General features: G+C 72.6%; 18 protein-coding genes and 1 tRNA gene. 7 read left to right on the top strand and 12 right to left on the bottom strand.

What is annotated here, in order from left to right; genetic code table 11:
• Nucleotides 1–62 precede the first annotated feature (62 nt).
• Nucleotides 63–1526 carry a hypothetical protein gene (locus tag AB0M18_RS11380; RefSeq protein ID WP_365756619.1) on the top strand — a complete coding sequence of 488 codons (1464 nt, stop codon included), beginning with the start codon at nt 63–65 and terminating at the stop codon, nt 1524–1526.
• 258 nt (nt 1527–1784) lie between these two features.
• On the opposite strand, the gene hppD is transcribed toward AB0M18_RS11380, so the two are convergent.
• On the bottom strand, nt 1785–2930 hold the full coding sequence (gene hppD, locus AB0M18_RS11375; protein WP_365756618.1) for a 4-hydroxyphenylpyruvate dioxygenase: 1146 nt from the start codon (nt 2928–2930) through the stop codon (nt 1785–1787).
• A gap of 121 nt (nt 2931–3051) precedes the next feature.
• On the opposite strand from hppD, the gene AB0M18_RS11370 reads away from it, so the two are divergent.
• The 4 genes from AB0M18_RS11370 to AB0M18_RS11355 all read left to right on the top strand — a co-directional run bounded on the left by AB0M18_RS11370 (nt 3052) and on the right by AB0M18_RS11355 (nt 5996).
• Nucleotides 3052–3534, top strand: a complete 483-nt coding sequence (locus AB0M18_RS11370) for an Lrp/AsnC family transcriptional regulator (protein ID WP_365756617.1) — start codon at nt 3052–3054, stop codon at nt 3532–3534.
• A gap of 92 nt (nt 3535–3626) precedes the next feature.
• A complete protein-coding gene (locus AB0M18_RS11365) occupies nt 3627–4277 on the top strand; it encodes a helix-turn-helix domain-containing protein (protein WP_365756616.1) in 651 nt (216 codons plus the stop codon).
• A gap of 44 nt (nt 4278–4321) precedes the next feature.
• Complete coding sequence (locus AB0M18_RS11360) at nt 4322–4534, top strand: hypothetical protein (protein ID WP_365756615.1); 213 nt, start codon at nt 4322–4324, stop codon at nt 4532–4534.
• 61 nt (nt 4535–4595) lie between these two features.
• Nucleotides 4596–5996, top strand: a complete 1401-nt coding sequence (locus tag AB0M18_RS11355) for an MFS transporter (RefSeq protein WP_365756976.1) — start codon at nt 4596–4598, stop codon at nt 5994–5996.
• Here the strand turns inward: AB0M18_RS11355 and AB0M18_RS11350 are convergent.
• Both AB0M18_RS11350 and AB0M18_RS11345 read right to left on the bottom strand, forming a co-directional pair.
• The gene (locus tag AB0M18_RS11350; protein ID WP_365756614.1) at nt 5929–6732 is read right to left on the bottom strand and encodes a S16 family serine protease; all 804 of its coding nucleotides are present in this window, start codon (nt 6730–6732) and stop codon (nt 5929–5931) included. The two genes, AB0M18_RS11355 and AB0M18_RS11350, sit on opposite strands and share 68 nt — an antisense overlap.
• Nucleotides 6733–6768: 36 nt before the next feature.
• Nucleotides 6769–7809: an acetylhydrolase gene (locus AB0M18_RS11345; protein ID WP_365756613.1), complete on the bottom strand. Its 1041-nt coding sequence runs from the start codon at nt 7807–7809 to the stop codon at nt 6769–6771.
• Nucleotides 7810–7894: 85 nt separating this feature from the next.
• On the opposite strand from AB0M18_RS11345, the gene AB0M18_RS11340 reads away from it, so the two are divergent.
• The gene (locus tag AB0M18_RS11340; RefSeq protein WP_365756612.1) at nt 7895–8881 is read left to right on the top strand and encodes a helix-turn-helix domain-containing protein; all 987 of its coding nucleotides are present in this window, start codon (nt 7895–7897) and stop codon (nt 8879–8881) included.
• 639 nt (nt 8882–9520) lie between these two features.
• Here the strand turns inward: AB0M18_RS11340 and AB0M18_RS11335 are convergent.
• The 5 genes from AB0M18_RS11335 to AB0M18_RS11315 form a co-directional block, all read right to left on the bottom strand.
• Nucleotides 9521–10162: a helix-turn-helix domain-containing protein gene (locus AB0M18_RS11335; RefSeq protein ID WP_352080204.1), complete on the bottom strand. Its 642-nt coding sequence runs from the start codon at nt 10160–10162 to the stop codon at nt 9521–9523.
• Nucleotides 10163–10609: 447 nt separating this feature from the next.
• Complete coding sequence (locus AB0M18_RS11330; protein WP_365756974.1) at nt 10610–12406, bottom strand: DEAD/DEAH box helicase; 1797 nt, start codon at nt 12404–12406, stop codon at nt 10610–10612.
• Between the two features lie 135 nt (nt 12407–12541).
• On the bottom strand, nt 12542–12937 hold the full coding sequence (locus tag AB0M18_RS11325) for a type II toxin-antitoxin system death-on-curing family toxin (RefSeq protein WP_365756611.1): 396 nt from the start codon (nt 12935–12937) through the stop codon (nt 12542–12544).
• Nucleotides 12934–13152: a hypothetical protein gene (locus AB0M18_RS11320; RefSeq protein ID WP_365756610.1), complete on the bottom strand. Its 219-nt coding sequence runs from the start codon at nt 13150–13152 to the stop codon at nt 12934–12936. Before AB0M18_RS11320 ends, AB0M18_RS11325 begins: the two co-directional genes overlap by 4 nt.
• Nucleotides 13153–13161: 9 nt before the next feature.
• A complete protein-coding gene (locus AB0M18_RS11315) occupies nt 13162–14775 on the bottom strand; it encodes an MFS transporter (RefSeq protein WP_365756609.1) in 1614 nt (537 codons plus the stop codon).
• A gap of 177 nt (nt 14776–14952) precedes the next feature.
• Here AB0M18_RS11315 and AB0M18_RS11310 point away from each other — a divergent pair.
• Nucleotides 14953–15024, top strand: a tRNA-Cys gene (locus AB0M18_RS11310).
• 51 nt (nt 15025–15075) lie between these two features.
• Here AB0M18_RS11310 and AB0M18_RS11305 read toward each other — a convergent pair.
• The 4 genes from AB0M18_RS11305 to mycP form a co-directional block, all read right to left on the bottom strand.
• A complete protein-coding gene (locus AB0M18_RS11305; protein ID WP_365756608.1) occupies nt 15076–15720 on the bottom strand; it encodes a hypothetical protein in 645 nt (214 codons plus the stop codon).
• A gap of 25 nt (nt 15721–15745) precedes the next feature.
• Nucleotides 15746–18100, bottom strand: coding sequence for a hypothetical protein (locus tag AB0M18_RS11300; protein WP_365756607.1), 2355 nt, complete (start codon nt 18098–18100; stop codon nt 15746–15748).
• 17 nt (nt 18101–18117) lie between these two features.
• A complete protein-coding gene (locus AB0M18_RS11295; RefSeq protein ID WP_365756606.1) occupies nt 18118–18546 on the bottom strand; it encodes a hypothetical protein in 429 nt (142 codons plus the stop codon).
• Between the two features lie 430 nt (nt 18547–18976).
• On the bottom strand, nt 18977–20203 hold the full coding sequence (gene mycP, locus AB0M18_RS11290; protein ID WP_365756605.1) for a type VII secretion-associated serine protease mycosin: 1227 nt from the start codon (nt 20201–20203) through the stop codon (nt 18977–18979).
• Nucleotides 20204–20223: the final 20 nt, after the last annotated feature.

Here is a 20223-nt window from a genome sequence, read left to right as displayed (position 1 = left end):
CCGCCGTCGCCGGGGGCTCGTGTGCTCTTCGTACAGCGGCGTACGGGCGCACAGTGTGCGCCATGAGACCCGAGAACGTGTCGCGGACGGTCCTCGCCTCGGGCGTGGGCGCGGTGCTCGCGGCGACGGCGCTGCTGTACGTTCCCGAGCTGGCCGGCCGGTCCGCGCCGCCCCCGCCCGGTCCGGCCGAGCGCGCGGCGCACGCGGCGACCGCGGGGGCGCAGGCGGCGCTGCCGGATCTGGTCGCGCTGATCGGCGACCGGGAGAAGTGGCTGCGGGCCCACCCCGGTGACGCGGCGTCCTGGGCGGTGCTCGGCTCGGCCTACACGGAGCGGGCGCTGCGGCGCGCCGACCCCGCGGACCTGCCGCGGGCCGAGGCGGCCCTGAAGCGCGCGCCCGGCAGCCTGGACGCGCAGGTGGGCATGGCGGCCCTCGCGAACGCGCGCGGCGACTGGGCGGCGGGCAGGGCGTGGGGCGAGCGGGTGCGGAAGGCGGACCCGAAGCGCTGGTCCGCGTACCCGGTGCTCATCGACGCGTACAACGGTCTCGGCGACTACAAGGCGGCGGGCAAGGCCGCCGAGACGCTGGCCGAGCTGCACACGGGCGCGGCGGTCAGCGGCCGCTCGGCCCAGCTGTACCGCGACCGCGGCTGGCGCGAGGACGCGGGCGCGGCGGCCCTGGACGCGGTGGCGCTCGCGGAGACGGGAGCGGAGAAGGCGGTCGCGCTGTCCCGGCTCGGCGACCTGGCGTGGGAGCGGGGCGAGCCGGCGGAGGCGCTGGCGCAGTACGGGGCCGCGCTGGGGCTCGTCGGGGATCACGGGCCCGCGCTGGCGGGCCGGGCGCGGGCGCGGGCGGCGCTGGGGCGGACGGAGGAGGCGGTACGGGACTGGCGGGCGGCGATCGGCCGGCTTCCGCTGCCCGGGTATCTGCTCGAAGCGGGCGAGCTGGCGGAGTCGCTGGGCCGGGACGGGGAGGCGCGCGGGCTGTACGAGCGGCTGCGGGCGGGCCGTTGGCCGGGCGCCGAGGTGGAGCTCGGCCTGCTCGACGCGGACCACGGCGACCCGGCGGCGGCGGTGCGGCGGCTGCGGGCCGCGTGGGCGGGCGGGCACCGGTCGGTGCGGGTCGCGGACGCGCTGGGCTGGGCGCTGTACCGGTCGGGCGAGCCGAAGGAGGCCCTGGAGTACGCCAAGCGCGCCACCGACGAGGGCCTGCGCAGCGCGCTCTTCGCGTACCACCGCGCCGAGATCGAGCGCGCCCTGGACGCCCTGGGCCCGGCCCGCCGCCACCTCGCGGAGGCCCTCCGCACCAACCCGTACTTCTCGCCGCTGCTGGCGCCGCGGGCGAAGGAGGCGGTGGCGGCGCTGGGCGACTTCCCGGACGAGCTCCCGAAGGACGCGCGGCCTGCGGAGGAGTCGGCCGGGGCGACGGCGGGTGGGGCGACGGCGGGTGGGGCGACGGCGGGTGGGGCGACGGCGGGTGTGGGTGGCGCGGGGGCCGCTCCGGTGGCCGCGTCCGGGACTGCATGATTTACGGCGCGGTCGGGACCGAGAAGCCCGGACGCCCTGCTTCCGCGCCACAAATCACGCTCTACGTCCCGAACGCGACCCCCTGCACGTCCCCCGCTCCCGTCCGTCGTGCGTCCGGCCCCCGGGCGAGCCCCCCGTACTCGCCCGGGGAGTCCCGGAGGTGCCCCCGGGCGCGGTCGGCGTGCGCCGGGGGCATGCAGGGGCCCGGCCCCGGGGACGTACCCCGGCGCCGGGCCCCTCGTATGGGGGAAGCGGCGGCTACAGGTTGCCGCGCCGCTCCTGCTCGCGCTCGATCGCCTCGAACAGAGCCTTGAAGTTGCCCTTGCCGAAGCCCATCGACCCGTGGCGCTCGATCATCTCGAAGAAGACGGTCGGGCGGTCCTGGACCGGCTTGGTGAAGATCTGCAGCAGGTAGCCGTCCTCGTCGCGGTCGGCGAGGATCTTCAGCTCGCGCAGGGTCTCGATCGGCACGCGCGTGTCGCCGACCCACTCGCCGAGGGTGTCGTAGTACGAGTCGGGGGTGTCGAGGAACTGGACACCGGCGGCCCGCATCGCGCGCACCGTGGCGACGATGTCGTTGGTGGCGAGGGCGATGTGCTGCACGCCGGCGCCGCCGTAGAACTCCAGGTACTCGTCGATCTGCGACTTCTTCTTCGCGATCGCCGGCTCGTTGATCGGGAACTTCACCTTGAGGGTGCCGTCCGCGACGACCTTCGACATCAGCGCCGAGTACTCGGTCGCGATGTCGTCGCCCACGAACTCCTTCATGTTCGTGAAGCCCATGACCTTGTTGTAGAAGCCGACCCAGTCGTTCATCTTGCCGAGCTCGACGTTGCCGACGCAGTGGTCGATGGCCTGGAAGGTGCGCTTGGCCGGCGGCTCGACGATCGGGTCGGCGGCGACGTAACCCGGCAGGTAGGGGCCGTCGTAGCCGGAGCGCTCGACGAGGGTGTGGCGGGTCTTGCCGTAGGTGGCGATGGCGGCGAGGACGACGGTGCCGTGCTCGTCCTTCACGTCGTGCGGCTCGACCAGGCCGGTGGCACCCTGCTCGACGGCGTAGGCGTACGCGGCGCGGGCGTCCGGCACCTCGATCGCCAGGTCGATCACGCCGTCGCCGTGCTCGGCGACGTGGGCGTCGAGGAAGCGGCCCCACTCGGTGGCGGCCTTGATGACGGAGGTGAACACGAAACGGGCGGAGCCGTTGGTGAGGACGTAACTGGCGGTCTCGCGGCTGCCGTTCTCCGGTCCGGAGTAGGCGACGAGCTTCATGCCGAAGGCCGTGGAGTAGTAGTGCGCGGCCTGCTTGGCGTTGCCGACGGCGAAGACGACCGCGTCCATTCCCTTCACCGGGAAGGGATCGGCCTCACGCGCGGTGGTCGGGGTGTGATCGATGGTCTCAGTCATAGGGTGAGCGTCCCGCCGACTCGCAAGGTGCGCAATAGTTTCTTGGTTGGCTGGTCAATCTGCACAGTGACCCTTCAGTATGGGCGGACGACTTGTACATGATGACCACCGGGAGGCCGCCGTGGCGATCGATCATCTGGACGGGCGGCTCATCGTGCTGCTCGCACAGGAGCCCCGGATAGGGGTCCTGGAGGCCTCACGTCGGCTCGGCGTGGCGCGCGGCACCGTGCAGGCCCGGCTCGACCGGCTTCAGTCGAGTGGCGTCATCCGCGGTTTCGGCCCCCAGGTCGACCCCGCGGCCCTCGGCTATCCGGTCACCGCCTTCGCCACCCTGGAGATCAAGCAGGGCCAAGGCGCGGACGTGCGCGGCCACCTGGCGACGGTCCCGGAGGTCCTCGAACTGCACACCACCACCGGCCACGGCGACATGCTCTGCCGGCTCGTGGCCCGTTCCAACGCCGATCTCCAGCGGGTGATCGACCGGGTCGTCGGTTTCGACGGCATCGTCCGGGCCTCCACGGCGATCGTCATGGAGAACCCGGTCCCGCTGCGGATCATCCCGCTGGTGGAACAGGCCGCGGAGGACACGCCCCCGCCGCGGTAGCCCCGGAGCGCCCGGGACCCCCTCGGACGAGTTGCAAAGAAGTTCTGCAAAAAAGGGTTGCAGAGGGTTCTTTGCAACTCTACTGTTGTGTCATGCCCGAGAACGAGAACGAGAACGAGAACGAGCCCGGGGCTGGGACCGGGACTGGGAACGGGAACGGGGGCGGGAGCGAGGCGCCGGTGAGCCGGGTCCTCGACCCGCGCTCCTTGCGGGCCCTCGCCCACCCGCTGCGGATCCAGATGCTGCGCGCGCTGCGCCACCACGGACCGGCCACCGCCTCCCAGCTCGCCGAGCGGCTCGGCGAGTCCAGTGGCGCCACCAGCTATCACCTGCGCCAGCTCGCCGCCCACGGCTTCGTCGAGGACGCCCCGGAGCTCGGCAAGGGCCGGGAGCGCTGGTGGAAGGCGATGCAGCAGGGCACCACGTTCGACGGCGCGCTGTACAAGAACCCGGACCCGGAGGTCCAGGGCGCCGTCGAGGTCTACCTCCACGAGATCGCGAACATCCACACCCAGGAGCTCAACACCTACCTCGGCACCCGCCACCAGTGGGACGAGATCTGGCGGGACTCCTCCGACATGAGCGACTTCACGCTCCACCTCTCGCCGGAACGGGCGCACGAGCTCAACGAGAGGATCCACGACCTGATCGAGGAATACCGCACCGGCGCCGACCCCGAGGGCTCCGAGACCCAGCGGATACGGATGCACCTGCACGCCTTCCCCCAGCACGGCACCAACTGACCCCGCTCCCCCGCGCAGCACTCACCGGAAAGGCCACTCTCACCATGCACGCCGACATCCACCTGACGCTGCACCAGCTCGCCGCCGCCGAGCGCGAGCAGTCCGCCGCCCTCGTCGCCCCCACCACGCACACCACGCCCGCCGTCCCGGTGCGCGTCCAACTCGGATGGCAGATCGTCGAGTTCGGGCTGCGGCTCGCGCTGCCCGAGGGACGTCGCGCCACCGCCTCCCGCGCCGCGCACGCCGTCGCCGCCTGACCGACAACCGAAACCGGGGGGAACCACCGTGCCCGCGCGCACCGACGCACACGCACACTCAATCTCACGCTCCGACTCCGACTCCGACTCCGGCTCCCGTCTGCCGCTGACCGCCGTCCTGTCGGCCAACGCCATCTCCATCAGCGGCAATTCGCTCACCCTCATCGGCGTCCCGTGGTTCGCCCTGGAGACCACCGGAAGCGCCGGCAAGGCCGGTCTGGTCGCCTTCTGCGCCGCCGTGCCCGTGGTCGTCTCCGCCATCGCGGGCGGTCCCGTCATCGACCGGATCGGCCGCCGCCGGGTCTCCGTCGCCTCCGATCTGATCTGCGCCCTCGCGCTCGCCGCGATCCCGCTGCTCAACCGGGCCGGTCTGCTGCAGTTCGGGATGCTCTGCGCGCTGATGGCCGTCACCGGCCTCTTCCACGCGCCCGGCGAGACCTCGCGTCATGTGCTCGTCCCCGACCTCGCCCGGTGCGCGGGCACCCCGCTGTCCCGCGCCGCCAGCCTCTACGACGCCGTCTCGCGCGGCGCCCGGATGACCGGCGCAGCCGTCGGCGGCCTGCTCGTGGCCCTGATAGGCGCCGACACGGTGCTGTACGTGGACGCCGGCACGTTCCTGCTCTCCGCGCTGCTCGTCCTGGCGGGCCTGCGCGGCGTCCCGGCGGCCGAACCCCTGCGCGACGCACCGGCGTTGAACCTGACCGCCTACCGTGCCGACCTGCGCGAGGGCTATTCCTTCCTGCTGCGCACCCGGCTGCTGCTCGCCGTCGACCTCATGGTGATGGTCACCAACGGGCTCGCCCTGAGCTGGACCGCGGTGCTGCTGCCGATCCACGCCCGCGAGGAGCTCGGCGGCTCTGCGGCGCAGGGCCTGCTGGTCGCCGTCTTCGGCGGCAGCGCTCTCGCCGGCGCGCTGCTCTACGGCGCGGTGGGCCACCGCTTCCCGCGCCGGCCGGTCTTCACCGTCGGCTTCCTGATATCCGCCGGGCCGATCCTCACGGCCGCGTTCACCGACACCGTCGCGCCGATGGTGGTGGCGGCGGCGTTCGGCGGACTCGGCGCCGGGGTGCTCAACCCGATCCTCACCACCGCCTTCTACGAGGTGGTGCCCGAGGAGCTGCGCAGCCGCGTGGGCGGCGCCAGCACGGCCGCCGTGCTGCTCACCACCCCGCTCGGTGGCCTGGCCGCCGGCTTCCTGGTCGAGAGCGTGGGCATCACGTGGGCGCTGCTCACGGTCGGCGGGGCGTTCGTCCTGGCCACCCTGTCGCCGCTGTTCTTCCCGGTCTGGCGCGAGCTGGACGCCCCGGCCAGGCCGTCGGGTGAGGCCGGAGGAGCCGGAGTGGCCGGAGAGACCGTCGACGCCGGTGCGGCCGGTACGGCGGCCGGGGCGGGTGCTAGCAGCTCGGGACCTGCGACTCCTGTCCCTGTTCCAGCGCCCGGAGGGACGCCACCGCGTCGCTGAGCGCGGTGACGGGGACGAGGCGCAGACCCTTGGGCAGTTCGGCCCGGGCGTCGGAGCACTCCGCCTTCGGTACGAGGAAGACGGTGGCGCCGTCGCGGGCGGCGGCCTGCGTCTTCAGGGAGACCCCGCCGACCGCGCCGACGGTGCCGTCGGGCTCGATCGTGCCCGTACCGGCGACGGTCCGGCCGCCGGTCAGGTCGCCGCCGTCGCCGTCCCCGTCGATCTTGTCGACGATGCCGAGGGAGAACAGCAGTCCGGCGCTCGGGCCGCCGACGTCGGCGAGCTGGAGGGTGACCTCGACCTTCTTCGGGTCCAGCTTGAGGTAGCCGAGGGCGGCGAGGGTCGCGGCGTCCTGCGACTCCTTCATCTGCCCCAGGTTGTGCTGCTCGATCTCCTCGTCGGACTGCCCCGTCGGATAGACCGAGGACTTCGGCAGCACCGCCCGGTCGGTCCGGAACCAGGCGTCGGCCACCTCGCCCAGGTCGATGGACGCCGACGGTCCGGTCGCCAGGATCGTCGTCATCCGCAACTGTCCGTCGGTCGGGCGGACCGGGACACCGGTGACCGTGATCACCTCACGCCCCTGGTCCTTGCCGAGCACGTCGACGGTCGTACCGGGCTGTGCGATGGCGTACGGCAGCGGCGCGAGCCCGACGACGGCGAACAGCGCGGCGACGGGCAGGGCGCAGAGCGCGAGGGCACGGGTGCGCGGAAGACCGGCGAGACGGGAGAGCACGCCCCCCAATCTACTGGGCGCCCGCCCCGGGCCCCGCTAGGCCAGGTGGCGGGCGAAGAAGCCGCCCACCCGGCGCCGTACCGCCGCGACCGTCCGGTCCGGGTCGCCGGTGCCGACGAGGGCGGCCCGCGCCGCCGCTGTGACGAGCCCCGCGGCCTGCAGTCGGGGCACCAGGGCCGCGTAGTCCGTGAAGGCCCAGTGGTTCGCGTCCCGCAGCAGCGCCCGCTCCCCCGGGACCCCCGCCCAGGAGGAGTCGATCCGGGCGGCGCCCTCGGCGAAGCCGTCGGTGCGGAAGAGGAGCAGGGGTCGGTCGGTGTCCGGCACCGGGTCCAGATCGAGGTAGCCCTCCAGGTCGGCGACGGCGCGGACGCGGGGGTCGGCACCGGCGGCGTACACGGCGGCGGTGCCGCCGGCGGAGTGCCCGTAGATCCCGATGGACGATGCCTCCGGCAGCAGGCGGGGGACCTGGTCCAGGACGAAGCGGAGGTCGGCCACCCGGGTGTCGATCATGGTGCGGAAGGCCGCCGGGTCCGGCGGCCCGAACAGGACGGTGGTACGCAGTCCGCTCGGCAGTTCCACCTGGCTGGCGTCGCCGGGATGGTCGACGAGGACCACGGTCCGGCCGTGGCTCGCCAGGTCCTCGGCCAGGCTGCTGCCGAGGGTGCGGAAGTCCCCGCCGCCCGGGCTGTAGAGGAGCACCGGTCGCCGCCCCGGCAGTGGCGGCGCGCCAACGTGCCCGTGAGTGCGGACGGTCCCCCAGTCCACCGTGCCCTCCGCCGGGAGGCCCTGGTGGATCCACGGCGCCAGCCCGGCGAACTCCCGCGCCTCGGCCGGGGTGAGCTGGGGAGCGCGCGGGCAGCCGCGCACCCCGGCGGCCGGGTACAGGACGGTGAGCATCACCTCCCGTGCCCCGCCCACCCAGGGGTCGGTACGGGAGGGGTCGGTCAGGGCGAGGGTGCGGAGCCCGACGGGGTACGGCCCGGTCGGCGCGGGCAGCGGCAACGCAGGGTGGAGCGGTGAGCGGGCGGCGATGGGGGCGATCAGGGCGCCTTTGAGGAGGGTCCGTCGAGAGGTCATGCGAGCATCCTGGGAGCGGGGCGGGGCGCACCGCGAAGGTTCAGGCCCTGACCGAAAGGCTTGCGGAGAACGGGGAGTTGTACGGGTGCTGCGGATCCATCTCACGGCGGACGATCTGGCCCGGGTGCGTTTCGCGCCGCGCCCGGCCCCGCTCCAGGAGCTTCACGCGGCCCTGGCGACCGCCGTCGCGCCGCTCTCGTCGGCCCCGCTGTTCGGGCACTGGCGCGCCCGGGTCCTGCGCTCCCTGCCGGCCGCCGCGGACCCGCTCGCCGACCTGGTGCCGGGCGGCCGCCCGCCGGCCTTCCTCGACGTCCTCGGCGACACGCTCGACGAGGCCTTCGCCCGGATCCGCGCGACGCGCCCGGCGGTCGTGCGGGCCGAGCTGGAGCGGGTGTACGGCTCCGGCCCCGCGCCGCGCTGGATCCGTGGCCTGCACGCGGGCGAGGAGGCGTCCTGGCGTGCCGTGCGCCGGGCTCAGCGGGCCGCGTACGAGACGGTTCTCGCGCCGGTCTGGCCCCTGGTCCAGGACCTCCACCGCGACGCCTTCGCCCGCCACGCCCTGACGGTCGCCGAACACGGCCTGGCCGCCGCCCTCACCTCGCTCGCCCCGGGCACCCGCTTCGACGGCGCCGTCTGGGAGTGGCCCTCAGCCCCCGACCGCGACATCCGCCCCGCCGGCCGCGGCCTGCTCCTCCTCCCGACCTTCCACCACCCCTCGGCCCCTCTCCTCCAGGATCTCCCGCCCCACCCGCTGGTCCTCACCTACCCGTCCGCCTCCGCCCTCCCACCCGTACCGGAGCAGCAGCAGGAGCAGGTGAACCCCGACGACCCCCTGGCAGCAGCCCTGGGCCGCACCCGCGCGTCCCTCCTCCGCCTGCTCGACGAACCCCTGACCACCACCCAGCTCGCCCGCGCCCTACGGGTGAGCGCGGCGACGGCCTCGGAGCACGCGGCCGCCCTGAGAACGGCCGGCCTGCTGACGACAACCCGCACGGGCAGATCGGTGAACCACGCACGCACGGCGATGGCAGACCTGATGACGGGCCCCCGCCCCACCGGGGCGAAGCCCTAGGGGCCGGGGCGGTGGCGAAGCCCTGGGGGCCGGGCTCAGGCCGACGGCCCAGCCGTGCGGCGGGCCGCGCGTGCGGGGCCCGCGCCCCGGGCCGTAACCCGCTGGACGCCTCGGGGCGAAGCCCCGGGAGCGCGGGGGCGGGCGCGCGTCCCGCAGCGAGCTTCGCCGGTCCTCCTGGGCGAGCCCCAGGGGGCCGGGCACGATGTACCGCCGGGAGGCCTCCGGTACCCCGGGGCGGAGCCCCAGGGGTCAACAGCAGACCCACGGCCCACACCCCACGACCAGGCCACGCACGCAAGCCGCGCCCCGGACCGTAACCCACGCGAGCCCGGATCCCCCAAGGCGGAGCCCCAGGGGTCGGCCACAGGCCTACGACCCACACCCCACGACCAGGCCACGCACGCGAGCCGCGCCCCGGACCGTAACCCACGCGGGCCCGGGTCCCCCGGGGCGAAGCCCTAGGGGGCGGCGCGCAGGCCCACGGCCCAGCCATGCGGCGGGGCGCACATGCCGGCGGACGAGGCCCGGCCGCCGCAGGCCCGTGCCCCGGCAGACGCGTGCGCAAGCGCCCGCGCTTCCAGGAGCCGGACCGAGGGGAGGCCGTACGCCCCAGGCCCGTAGTCCTGGCAGCCGCGCGCTCTAGCGCAACGCGTCGGCGACCTCGCGGGCCGCGTCCACCACGCGGGGGCCGACGCGCTCCGGGACGGCGTCCGCGAGCATCACGACGCCCACGCTGCCCTCGATGCCGGTGACGCCGACCAGGGGCGCGGCGGCACCGCTGGCGCCGGCCTCCAGTTCGCCGTGGGTGAGGGTGAAGCCGGGTTCGATGAGCTCGCCCTGGCGGGCGGCGAGGATGGCGCGGCCGGCGGCCCCGCGGTCCAGCGGGTGCCGGAAGCCGGCCCGGTAGGCCACGTGGTAGTCGGTCCAGGTGGGTTCGACGACGGCGACGGCGAGCGCCTCGGCCCCGTCCACCAGGGTGAGGTGGGCGGTGGCGCCTATGTCCTCGGCGAGCGAGCGCAGCGCGGGCAGCGCGGCCTCGCGCACCAGCGGGTGCACCTGGCGGCCGAGCCGCAGCACGCCCAGCCCGACGCGGGCGCGGCCGCCCAGGTCGCGGCGGACGAGCGCGTGCTGTTCGAGCGTGGCGAGCAGTCGGTAGACGACGGTCCGGTTCACACCGAGTCGGTTGGACAACTCGGTGACGGTCAGGCCGTGGTCGGTGTCGGCGAGCAGTTTGAGGACTCGAAGTCCCCGGTCGAGCGTCTGGGAGGTCTCCGCGGTCACGACGCCCTCTCCTTCGGAGTGAGTGACAGCGGACTCGTACGAGAGCTGCGACACCGGTCCCATCGGCGACGCACGTCAGAGGCCGCCGGCAGGACGGGGTACACCGGCTGCGCTCCGCGGCGGCGCTGCCACGGGGCGTTTGCTTGAGCCGGGACAGTAGCGGCGTGCTCCGCTCAGCGGAAGACCTCGTCCAGAATCCGGGCGCCGACGCCCGGATACGGGCGGTTCGGGACCTAAGTCGGCTGAACAGGGGACTTTGACGGACAAGATCGCCCGCCCTGCGCCCGTAGCGTGGGGGCGCACGGGGGACGAACGGGGGGACGAACGGGGGACCGGTCGGGGGCCGGTCGGGGGACCGGTCGGGGCCGACCGTGGGGGCAGGTTCCGGACACGGCCGAGGCCCGTACGCCGTCCGCGTACGGGCCTCGAATCGCCATGCGTGGGGGCTCACCGCATCCGGGTGGCCCACTCCTGCACCTTCTTGATCCGCTCGCGGATCTGCCCGGCGGTCGCCTCGGCGCTCGGCGGCCCGCCGCACACCCGCCGCAGCTCGGTGTGGATGACGCCGTGCGGCTTGCCGCTCTGGTGCACATACGCGCCGACCATGGTGTTGAGCTGTTTCCGCAGCTCAAGCAGCTCCTTGTGGGAAACGACGGGGCGCCGCTCCGCCGGAAGCTCCAACAGGTCCGCCTCGCTGTCCGGCTTCTTGCGGCTGTGCGCGATCTGCCGGGCCTGCCGCTTCTGGAGGAGCAGCTGCACCTGGTCGGGTTCGAGGAGACCGGGGATGCCGAGGTAGTCCTGCTCCTCCTCGCTGCCGGGGTGGGCCTGCATGCCGAACTCGGCTGCGTTGTAGAGGACGCGGTCGAAGACGGCGTCGGACTCCAGCGCCTCGAAGGGCAGCATGTCCTGCTCGCCGGTGTCCTCGTCCTGCTGCCGCTCCGCCTCCGCCATCTCCTTCTCGGACTCGGCGTACGGATCCTCGTCCTCGCCCGCCTTCTTCGGCTTGTCGAGCACGTGGTCGCGCTCGACCTCCATCTCGGTGGCGAAGCCGAGGAGGCTGGGGATGGTGGGAAGGAACACGGACGCGGTCTCGCCGCGCCTGCGGGATCGCACGAAGCGTCCGACGGCCTGAGCGAAGAACAGCGGGGTCGAGATCGTCGTCGCGTACACGCCGACGGAGAGGCGCGGCACGTCGACGCCCTCGGACACCATGCGGACCGCGACCATCCAGCGGTCGGTGTTCTCGCTGAACTCGTCGATGCGGTTCGAGGCGCCGGTGTCGTCGGAGAGCACGACGGTGGCCTTGGTGCCGGTGATCTCGCGGATCAGCTTGGCGTAGGCGCGGGCCGAGTCCTGGTCGGAGGCGATCACCAGGCCGCCGGCGTCCGGGATGGACTTGCGGACCTCGGTGAGCCGCTGGTCGGCGGCGCGCAGCACGTTCGGCATCCACTCGCCGCGCGGGTCGAGCGCGGTGCGCCAGGCCTGCGAGATGGCGTCCTTGGTCATCGGCTCGCCGAGACGCGCGGCGATCTCGTCGCCGGCCTTGGTGCGCCAGCGCATGTTGCCGCTGTAGGAGAGGAAGATGACCGGCCGGACGACGCCGTCGCCGAGCGCGTTGCCGTAGCCGTAGGTGTAGTCGGCCGAGGAGCGGCGGATGCCGTCGTTCCCCTCCTCGTACGTGACGAAGGGGATCGGGTTGGTGTCGGAGCGGAACGGCGTGCCGGTGAGGGCGAGTCGGCGGGTGGCCGGCTCGAAGGCCTCCAGGCAGGCCTCGCCCCAGGACTTGGAGTCTCCGGCGTGGTGGATCTCGTCGAGGATGACGAGGGTCTTGCGCTGTTCGCTGCGGTTGCGGTGGAGCATGGGCCGTACGCCGACGCCGGCGTACGTGATGGCGATCCCGTCGTACTCCTTGCTGAGCGGCCCGGCGCTGTAGTCCGGGTCCAGCTTGATCCCTATCCGCGCCGCGGCGGCCGCCCACTGCTTCTTCAGGTGCTCGGTGGGGGCGACGACCGTGACCTGCTGCACCACGTGGTGGTGCAGCAGCCAGGACGCGAGGGTCAGCGCGAAGGTGGTCTTGCCGGCGCCGGGCGTGGCGACCGCGAGGAAGTCACGGGGCTGCTCCTGGATGTACTTCTCCATCGCGCCCTGCTGCCAGGCTCGCAGCTTGTTGGCGGTGCCCCAGGGAGCACGGCCGGGGAAGGCGGGAGAGAGGTGATGTGAGGAGGTGGCGGTGGTAGTCACGATCTCCGGTTACGGTTCGACGCTCGTCCAGACGCTCGTCCAGATATGACAACCGGGCCACCTTACCGGTGCGATCGCGTCGACCCCGTACGAACGAGCCCGCGTCGAGGCACCGTGAGAGAGTCCTCACATCCGCCCTCACACCCCTCCCGAAAGCACGGCCAATCGCCCCGCGATGTCTGGAATATCCCCCATCTCGCCGCTCGCCACGCCCACGACCAGGTCGTATGCCCGGTCCTGGTCGGCGTCGGCGAGATCGACTCCGTTGACGGCGAGGAAGACGGCGGCGGAGAGCCAGGCGGCACGCTTGTTGCCGTCGACGAAGGGGTGGTTCGAGGCGATGGCGTGGAGGAGGACGGCGGCCTGCTCGTAGAGGTCGCGGTACGCGCTCTCGCCGAACATACGGGCACGAGGGCGGTGCACCGCGGACTCCAGGAGCCCGGGCGCGCGGAGCTCGGGGTCGCCGTCGCCGGTGAAGGCGAGGCGGGCGACGGCGGTGACCTCGGCGACGGTGAGGAAGCGGGTCCCGGTCATGTGCCGAGCCGCTTCAGGAGGCCGTGGTGGCGGAGGGCGAGCCGCATGGCGGCGTGCGTGACGCGGGTGGTCTCGAGGTCGACGTACCGGCGTACGGCCTCGTCGACGAGGTCGTCGACGGAGACGCCGCGGGCATCGGCGAGATCGGCGAGGTCGGGCCGGTCGGCGAAGTCGAGGCGGTCGGTCCGGTCCGGGCGGTCGGGGTGCTGTCGCATGCGCGCACCCTAGGCAGCGGCGGGATCGTGAGCGACCGTTTTTCCGCGCCCCGTTCCGTCCGCCTTTTCTTGTCCCTCTCCTTGTCCCTCTCCTTGTCCCTTTCCGTGCCCCTCTCCTTCTCCCTTCCCCTCCCCTTTCCCCTCTCCGAGGCGGGTGGCGACCCAGCCGCCGATCGCGGCGACGCCGGCCATGGGCAGGAAGACGGCGGCGAAGGCGGCCGGGTGGGAACCGCTGGCGGCCCCGGCGGCGGCACCGGCCTCGGAGGCGGCGTGGCCGACCGCGCCGCCGCCGAGCGCGGCGAAGGCGGCGCCGCCGGCGGCGAGCAGGAGGACGTTGGAGAGGCCGTCGGAGATCTGGAGGGCGGCGGAGTTCGCCCCGGCCTCCTCGGGCGCGGAGAGCTTGAGCAGCAGGACGCTGGTGGACGCGATGACCATGCCCATGCCGAAGCAGCCGAAGGCCCAGGCGACGGCGACCACCCACGCCGGCACGCCCTGGATCAGGACGCTCGGGGCGGCGGCGACGGAGAGCGCGACCAGCACCATGCCGAGGACGACAAGGCGTTCGCGGTACGGCTCCGTGCGCGGCTGCGACTGCACCCAGGAGCCGAGCGCCCAGGTCAGGCCACCGGCGGCGAGCGAGAGCCCGGCGAGGGTGGGGCTCAGTCCGCGCTGGGTGACCAGCATGAGCGGTACGAAGGACTCTGCCGCGATGAAGGAACCGGCCGCGATGCCGCGGAGCAGTACGACGGACGGCAGCCCGCGGGCGGCCCGGTAGGTGCCGCGGGGCAGCAGCCCGCGTACGGCGGGCACGAGCAGCGCGGCACCGGCCGCGGCGGGCAGCAGTGAGAGCCAGCGCAGTTCCTGCCCGGCGTACTGCAGCAGGGCCGCCCCGAGCGATATCGCGAACGCCAGCCGGATCCGCCGCCGGTCCCACGGCACGACGGGCGCGTCGGGGTCGGCGGGGCCGGACGCGGTGCGCCGGATCGCGGGCAGCGCGAGCGCGAGCGGGAACACGACGAGGGCCGGGATGCCGACGAAGACCCAGCGCCAGCCGAGCTGCTCGGTGATCGTCCCGGAGGCCAGCGGCCCGACGACCGAGGGCACGACCCAGCTCGCGGCGAACGCGGCCATGATCGCCGGCCGCAGGTGCTCCTCGTACGCCCGGCTGATCACCACGTACAACGCGACGATCACAAGCCCGCCCCCGAGCCCCTGCACGGCCCGCCCGAGGATGAACAGCCACATCGTCCCGGCGGTCCCGGAGAGCAGCAGCCCGGCCGCGAAGCAGCTCATCCCGACGGTCAGCGGCCCGAGCGGCCCGCTCCGGTCCGCCCACTGCCCGGACAGCACCATCCCGAACAGACTGGTCGTGAAGTACGCGGAGAACGCGAACGCGTACAACGGCACCCCGTCCAGCTCCCGCGCCGCGACGGGCATCGCCGTCCCGACGGCGGTCGCCTCGAACGCGATCAGCAGCACGACGGACACGATCCCGACACTGAGCGCCCGATGCCCCCGATCGAGCACGGACCCGCCGCCTGCGGATTCGGAGGGCACGGCGGCGGACGGCGGTGCGGTGACGTCGGCGTCGACGTCGACGTCACGCGGTTCGGGGGCGCTCATACGCCCAGCGTAAGGGTCGTAGGCGGATGTGGCCCCTGTCGTGAGTCCCATCCCTCCTGCCCCGATGGTCGTACGACCACGGCACGACCGTGAACGCGACATGGCAGTCGTGTTGCAGCCCCGGCAGAACCATTGAGGCCGCTCTTCGCCCCCGCCTAACGTCTTTCTCGTCACCACGACCGTGTGCCCGAGTGGTTGAGGGGCTCGCCTGCAAAGCGAGTTACGTCGGTTCGATTCCGATCACGGTCTCCGGAAAGGAAATGGGGCGGCTCCGCTTTTTGGAGCCGCCCCATTTCCTTTCTACTGAGGCCTGGGCTTGAACACGGGCTTTTCTGGGAGCCCCGCGTTGTTCTCGCAGCCGAGCTTCTTGACGAGGGCGAGGGTGACGGAGTGGAGGACGGTGAGGTTGGCTTCGCGGATGGCGGGGGTGTCGGGCAATCCGGAGGAGACGAAGCGCAGAGCCCCCCGGATGCGGGCGGGCGCCTCCTTGGACCCCTTGAGCCGAGGGCTGGCGCATGTGACGAACAGATATGCCTGCTCCGGCCCGGACCACGCCTCCCGGCCCACCACGTAAGGGTGCAGTCCGACGGGCCCGCCGTCCCCGATGAGATCGCTGTCGTCATAGCGCCCGAAGAGAATGTCGACCTGATCCGTACGGTCGGCCGGCGAGGTACGGCACAGCCGTCGGCTCCGCGAGCGCAGCCCTCCGGCCGCGTGGTCCTCGGTCAGCTGCGCCACGACGCGGTCCAGACCGCCCCGCGGAGCGTCCTCGAACATCCTGGTCCTCAGCACCGTCTCAAGGGCGCGGGCGGCGGCCGGAGACAGCGTGTCGTCGCATTGCTGTCCGGCGCTGACGCGCTGCTCCGGCTTCTCGCCGTCGGCGCAGGCACCGAGCAGAAGCAAGGCTGTGAGCGCGAAGGCGCCGGACCGGACCGTTCTCCCCATGGCGCTCCTCGTCCGCATCGCCCGGTCAGCCCGCCTCCGGGGCATTCCCCGTCTGCCCGGCGAAGGAGTTGCCCTTCCCGTATCCGATGTCGACTGCATCGCTGAGATCCTGCTTGAAGTCGCCGCTCACCCGGGAGCGGTGCTCCGAGACGAAGTGCCTCACTGGCGATTCGGCGCCGCGCCTACCGGATTGGTAGATCCCCTTCGTGCCCTCGTGAATCTTGTCCTCGGTGGCGTCCTTGTGATCCTCGACGGTCTTGTCGGACCGGTCGCCGACAATTTGCCCCGCCAGCGTTTCCATGGCACCCGAGCCGGTATCGACTGCGAGCGGCACAACGATCGCGGCGGCTCCGGCGGCAGCGGCCGTCGCCGGCAGGAAGGCGACACCGGCCGCGATCGCGGCCGTGGTCCCGAACTCCACCCAGGCGGCCTTGCTCGCCTGCGCCTTCTCGTAGTCCTCATGGGCCTTGATGCCCTCGGCCTCGACCTGCCGTGCACGAGACTCGTCGAGCACGCCTTGGAGGTTGGCGCCCATACGCGCGGCCTCCCGGGCCCGGTCCTCGGCGATCCGGCCGTCCTGTCCGACCTGGGCCTCCAGCACACTGGTGGTGTATAGACGATCGGCGGTGGACACCGTGGCATACGCGTCCGGGTGTTGACCCAGCGTACTGAGGAAGTCGACCGCCGCGTCGCGCCCGAGCCTCGGATGCGCCGCCAGCACCGCCTCAGCGTGCTTGCCCTTGGTGTTCGGTGCGAGGGCGCTGTCGGGCTCGTTGTCGGCCAGGGCCCAGTTGAGGTCGTCGATGTAGCCGGCGCCCATGTTGCCGAGGCTGTCCGCCAGGGCGGAATGGTGCTTCTTGAGGAGCTCGGCATCGCCGCCGTACGTGCCGACGATTCTGGCCATGATCCCGGCCGTCGTCTCGTCCCGCCTCAGCTCCGGCCTGGGATCGTCCCACGCGTGACCGAGCGTCGCCGCCTCCAGCGCATGCCCCAACGCGTCCGGCATGTAGTCCCCGGCCTCCTTCTTCCGGTCGCGGTCGGGGCCGTCGATGTCGTGGAAGGACTCGTACGTCTCGTCGGCGAAGAAGTCGAGGTAGTCGGTGATCGCCTCGCCGTCCTTGTTCCTGCCGAGATCAAGCGTGCCTCCGGTGCCGCCGCCTTCCCCGTACGCCGTCGGATCGGCGGAGAAGAACAGCTTCGCCGCCTCCGGGCTGTGCCCCAGTGCCTCCAGCATCGGGATCACCGGGTCGTATCCGGCGCCGTTGACGCCCGACGGGTTGAGTCTGTCGTGGAACCAGCCGCCCATCGCCGGCCTGTTGTCGGCGAAGAGGCGCGGGTCCTTCGCGTGGAGCTGGGCGACGTGTTCGGCGATCGGAACGAGGAACCTGGGGTGGTAGTCGCCGTAGCGCATGATGCCGCCGAGCAGCTGGTAGCCGAACGCCGGGTTGTGGTCGCGCGGGGAGAGCGGAATGCGCTCGGTGCCGAGCCTCCGTATCTCCGTCGACCACTTCTCCGTCCACGCGTCACCGCCCTGCGTCGCCGTGGCCAGGTTGAAGCCCAGGTTCTTCTGCAGCGCCCGGACGTCCTCCAGGCGCTGCTTGTCCACCTTCACGCCGCCGGTCGCGTCCCCGGAGAGCTGTCCGAACAGCTCCAGCGTGCCCTTGGCCCCGAGCCCGTCGTAGAACGTCCGGGAGAACTCCTTCGAGTCCTTGTTGTCGCCCAGCAGTTCGTTGAGCCGCACCAGCTCCTCGTGGGAGATCTCCCGGCCCTTCCCGGCCAGGGCGAGCGCGCGGTCCGCCTTCTCCGCGTCCAGGCTGCCGTACTTCGGGGCGCTGAACTGGTTCTTGTCGCCGGTGATGTCGGCCCGCAACGCGTTCGCGCACGCCTCGTCGGCGTCGTCGCAGGTGTCGATGACCGCGTCGAGGCGGCGCTGCAGCGCCGCGATGTCGACGCGCTGCTTGCGCAGGGCCTCGGCGTTGTCGCGGTCGTGGTGCGCGACGGCGTCCCGCTCCAGCGAGAAGGCGGCTTCGACGACGCCGTCGCCCTTCACCACGAGCCCCTGGTGCGGGGCGTCGGTCTCGACGATCGTGGCGAGTTCGGCCTTCGCCTTCCTGAAGGCGTTATAGCCGTTCTCGAGCACCTTGTGGATGCCGTCGGCGGCCTTCGCCGCGTCCGCGAACTCCTTCGCGGTCTTGTCGACGAAGGGCTTCGTGACCTCGGCGTTCACACCTCGCCAGTCGTCGGCCTCGGCCTTCGCGGCCATGGTCCTGCGCGCGTCCTCGGCAAGTGCGTCCAGCTTGCCCTTCATCTCGGACCAGCGGTCCGCCGCGGCCTTCATCTTGTCCAGCGGCGCGTGGTACACGTCGTCGAAGGTCAGCACGATGCCCTCCCCGCCCCCTACTTGAAGTACTCGCTGATCCTGGACACGGCGAGCGCCGTTCTGATCTCCTCGTCGTCCTTCGCGTGTGCGGCCGCGCTGTGGTCGAGGTGGTTGGAGATGTGCGCGCAGGCGTCGAGGAGGGTGCCGAGCTGGGAGGCCCAGGTCTCCTGCACGGCGGTCAGGGCCGCGCCGGTGCGGAAGCCGTTCCTCGACAGGCCGGCAGCCGCCTCCGACGTGTCGGTACGGGCATGGTGGCCGTCCCTGGCCAGGCGGCCGTGCAACTCGTAGGCGGCATGGCCGATGGCGCCGAGGTGGCCCTGCCGGACCGCGAGATCGGCACCTCCGCCTCCGCTGCCGCCTGATCCGGGGGCCGCCTGGTTCAGGCGCATGCCCACGCGATCCGCCGCGGCGCTCCGCGCGGCGGCCCATTCCTCGTCGAACGACACGACTCCCCCACCCCAACCGTCCTCGCTGTCGGAGCACCGGACTGTACGCACGCGTACGACCGGTTGAGGGGCCCCACGTCAACACCGCGCCTGCCCGCCCCGGCGGGCAGGGGTGCGGGGCCGGGCGGGCCCAGGCCCGCAGGGCGGCCGACTGGCACCCGTACGAGTACGGCCACTCGGTCAACGTGGCGCAGGCACTCCCTCGCCCAGGCTGGTGTCGGTGCAGCCGAGCCGGTCGGCGACGGCGCGGGCGAGGGCCGCCATCAGCCGCCCTCGGCGGCCCAGGAAGCACGTCATGAAGCTCCTTCGATTCATCGCGCCCCGTCCTCCGCCTCGCCCGGACTCGTTCGATTCCCGCGCGCGCATCGGCCAACTCTCCATATGCCGGCCTCCGTCGACCGGCCTGCCGGCCGGCCGGGGACCGCTTCGGTCAACGCCGACGGCGGAGAACGGGAACGGCGACAGCCGCCCCCAACAGCACTGCCGCGCCGACCCCCAGGCCGATCCAGAGCGTGGTGTCGCCCCCGCCCGCCGCGTCGTCCGCCTGCGGCGCAGGCGCCGGGGCGGGGGTGTTGGTGTTCGAGGGCGACTCCGTGGACGGCGAGGCCGAGGCGGTCTGCTCCGACGGCAGGTCCGGGATCGGCCGGACGTCGGCGGGACCGGGGTCGCCGGGGGTCTTCAGTGCGCGGAGCGGGCGGATGGCGCCGTAGCCGATGTAGTCGTTGCGGCCGGCGCCGTCGTTGGGCGCGGCGATGGTGTTGAGCATGACCTTGAGGACCTGGTTGTTGGTCCAGTCGGGGTGCTCGGCCCAGATGAGGGCGGCGGAGGCGGAGGCGAGGGCGGTGGCGTCGCTGGTGCCGGTCGACTTGCACAGGCCGGTGCCGCCGCCGCAGGCGTGGACCGTGTCCTTGCCGGGGGCGACGACGTCGACCTGGGGTCCGTACTGGGAGTTCTTGAGCCGGGTCAGCTTCTGGTCGATGGCACCGACGCCGACGACGCCGGGGGTGGCGCCGGGGTACTCGACCGCGTTCCCGCTCTGTGCGCTGTTGCCCACGGACGCGAAGACGAGGGATCCCTTGTCCAAGGCGTGTTTCACGGCGTCGGTGAGCTGCTGGGATCCGGTGCTCGACCCCAGAGAGACGTTGATGACCTTGGCTCCGGAGTCGGCCGCGTAGCTGATGGCCTGAGAGACCAGTCGATTGAACGCGCTGTCACTCACCAGCGTGTTCCCTTTGGCCGTTGACACCCCGGCGACCCGAATCGGAAGGATCTTCACGCCCGGCGCAAGGCCGAACGCGCCGTCGCCTCCACTGCTCTGTCCGGTACCTGCGATCAGGCCTGCCATGCCCGTGCCGTGTGCGGCGTAGTCCGTGTGCTCGTCTCCTGATTCACGAGGAGCCAAGTCCTTGCCGTCGAGCACCTGCCCGAGCAGATCGGGGTTCTTGTCGTCCACCCCGCTGTCGATCACCGCGACAGTGACGCCTTCCCCCTTGCTGATCTGCCAGATTTCCTCGGCGTGCAGGGTGTCCAGGTGCCACTGCTGCGAACGAATGCTCTCGGCATGGGCGGGGACGGAAGCGATGCCTACCAGCAGCATCCCCAAGGCGGCCGAGGCGGTGGCTCGGACACGACGCCGTCGAATACTGCTGCTAGACATCTGCTGCTTCCTCGCGCCGA

Source organism: Streptomyces sp. NPDC051909 (genome assembly GCF_040681095.1).
Classification (GTDB): domain Bacteria; phylum Actinomycetota; class Actinomycetes; order Streptomycetales; family Streptomycetaceae; genus Streptomyces.
The sequence above is the reverse complement of the archived record's forward strand: the minus strand, read 5'-3'. Positions and strand labels throughout refer to the sequence as shown.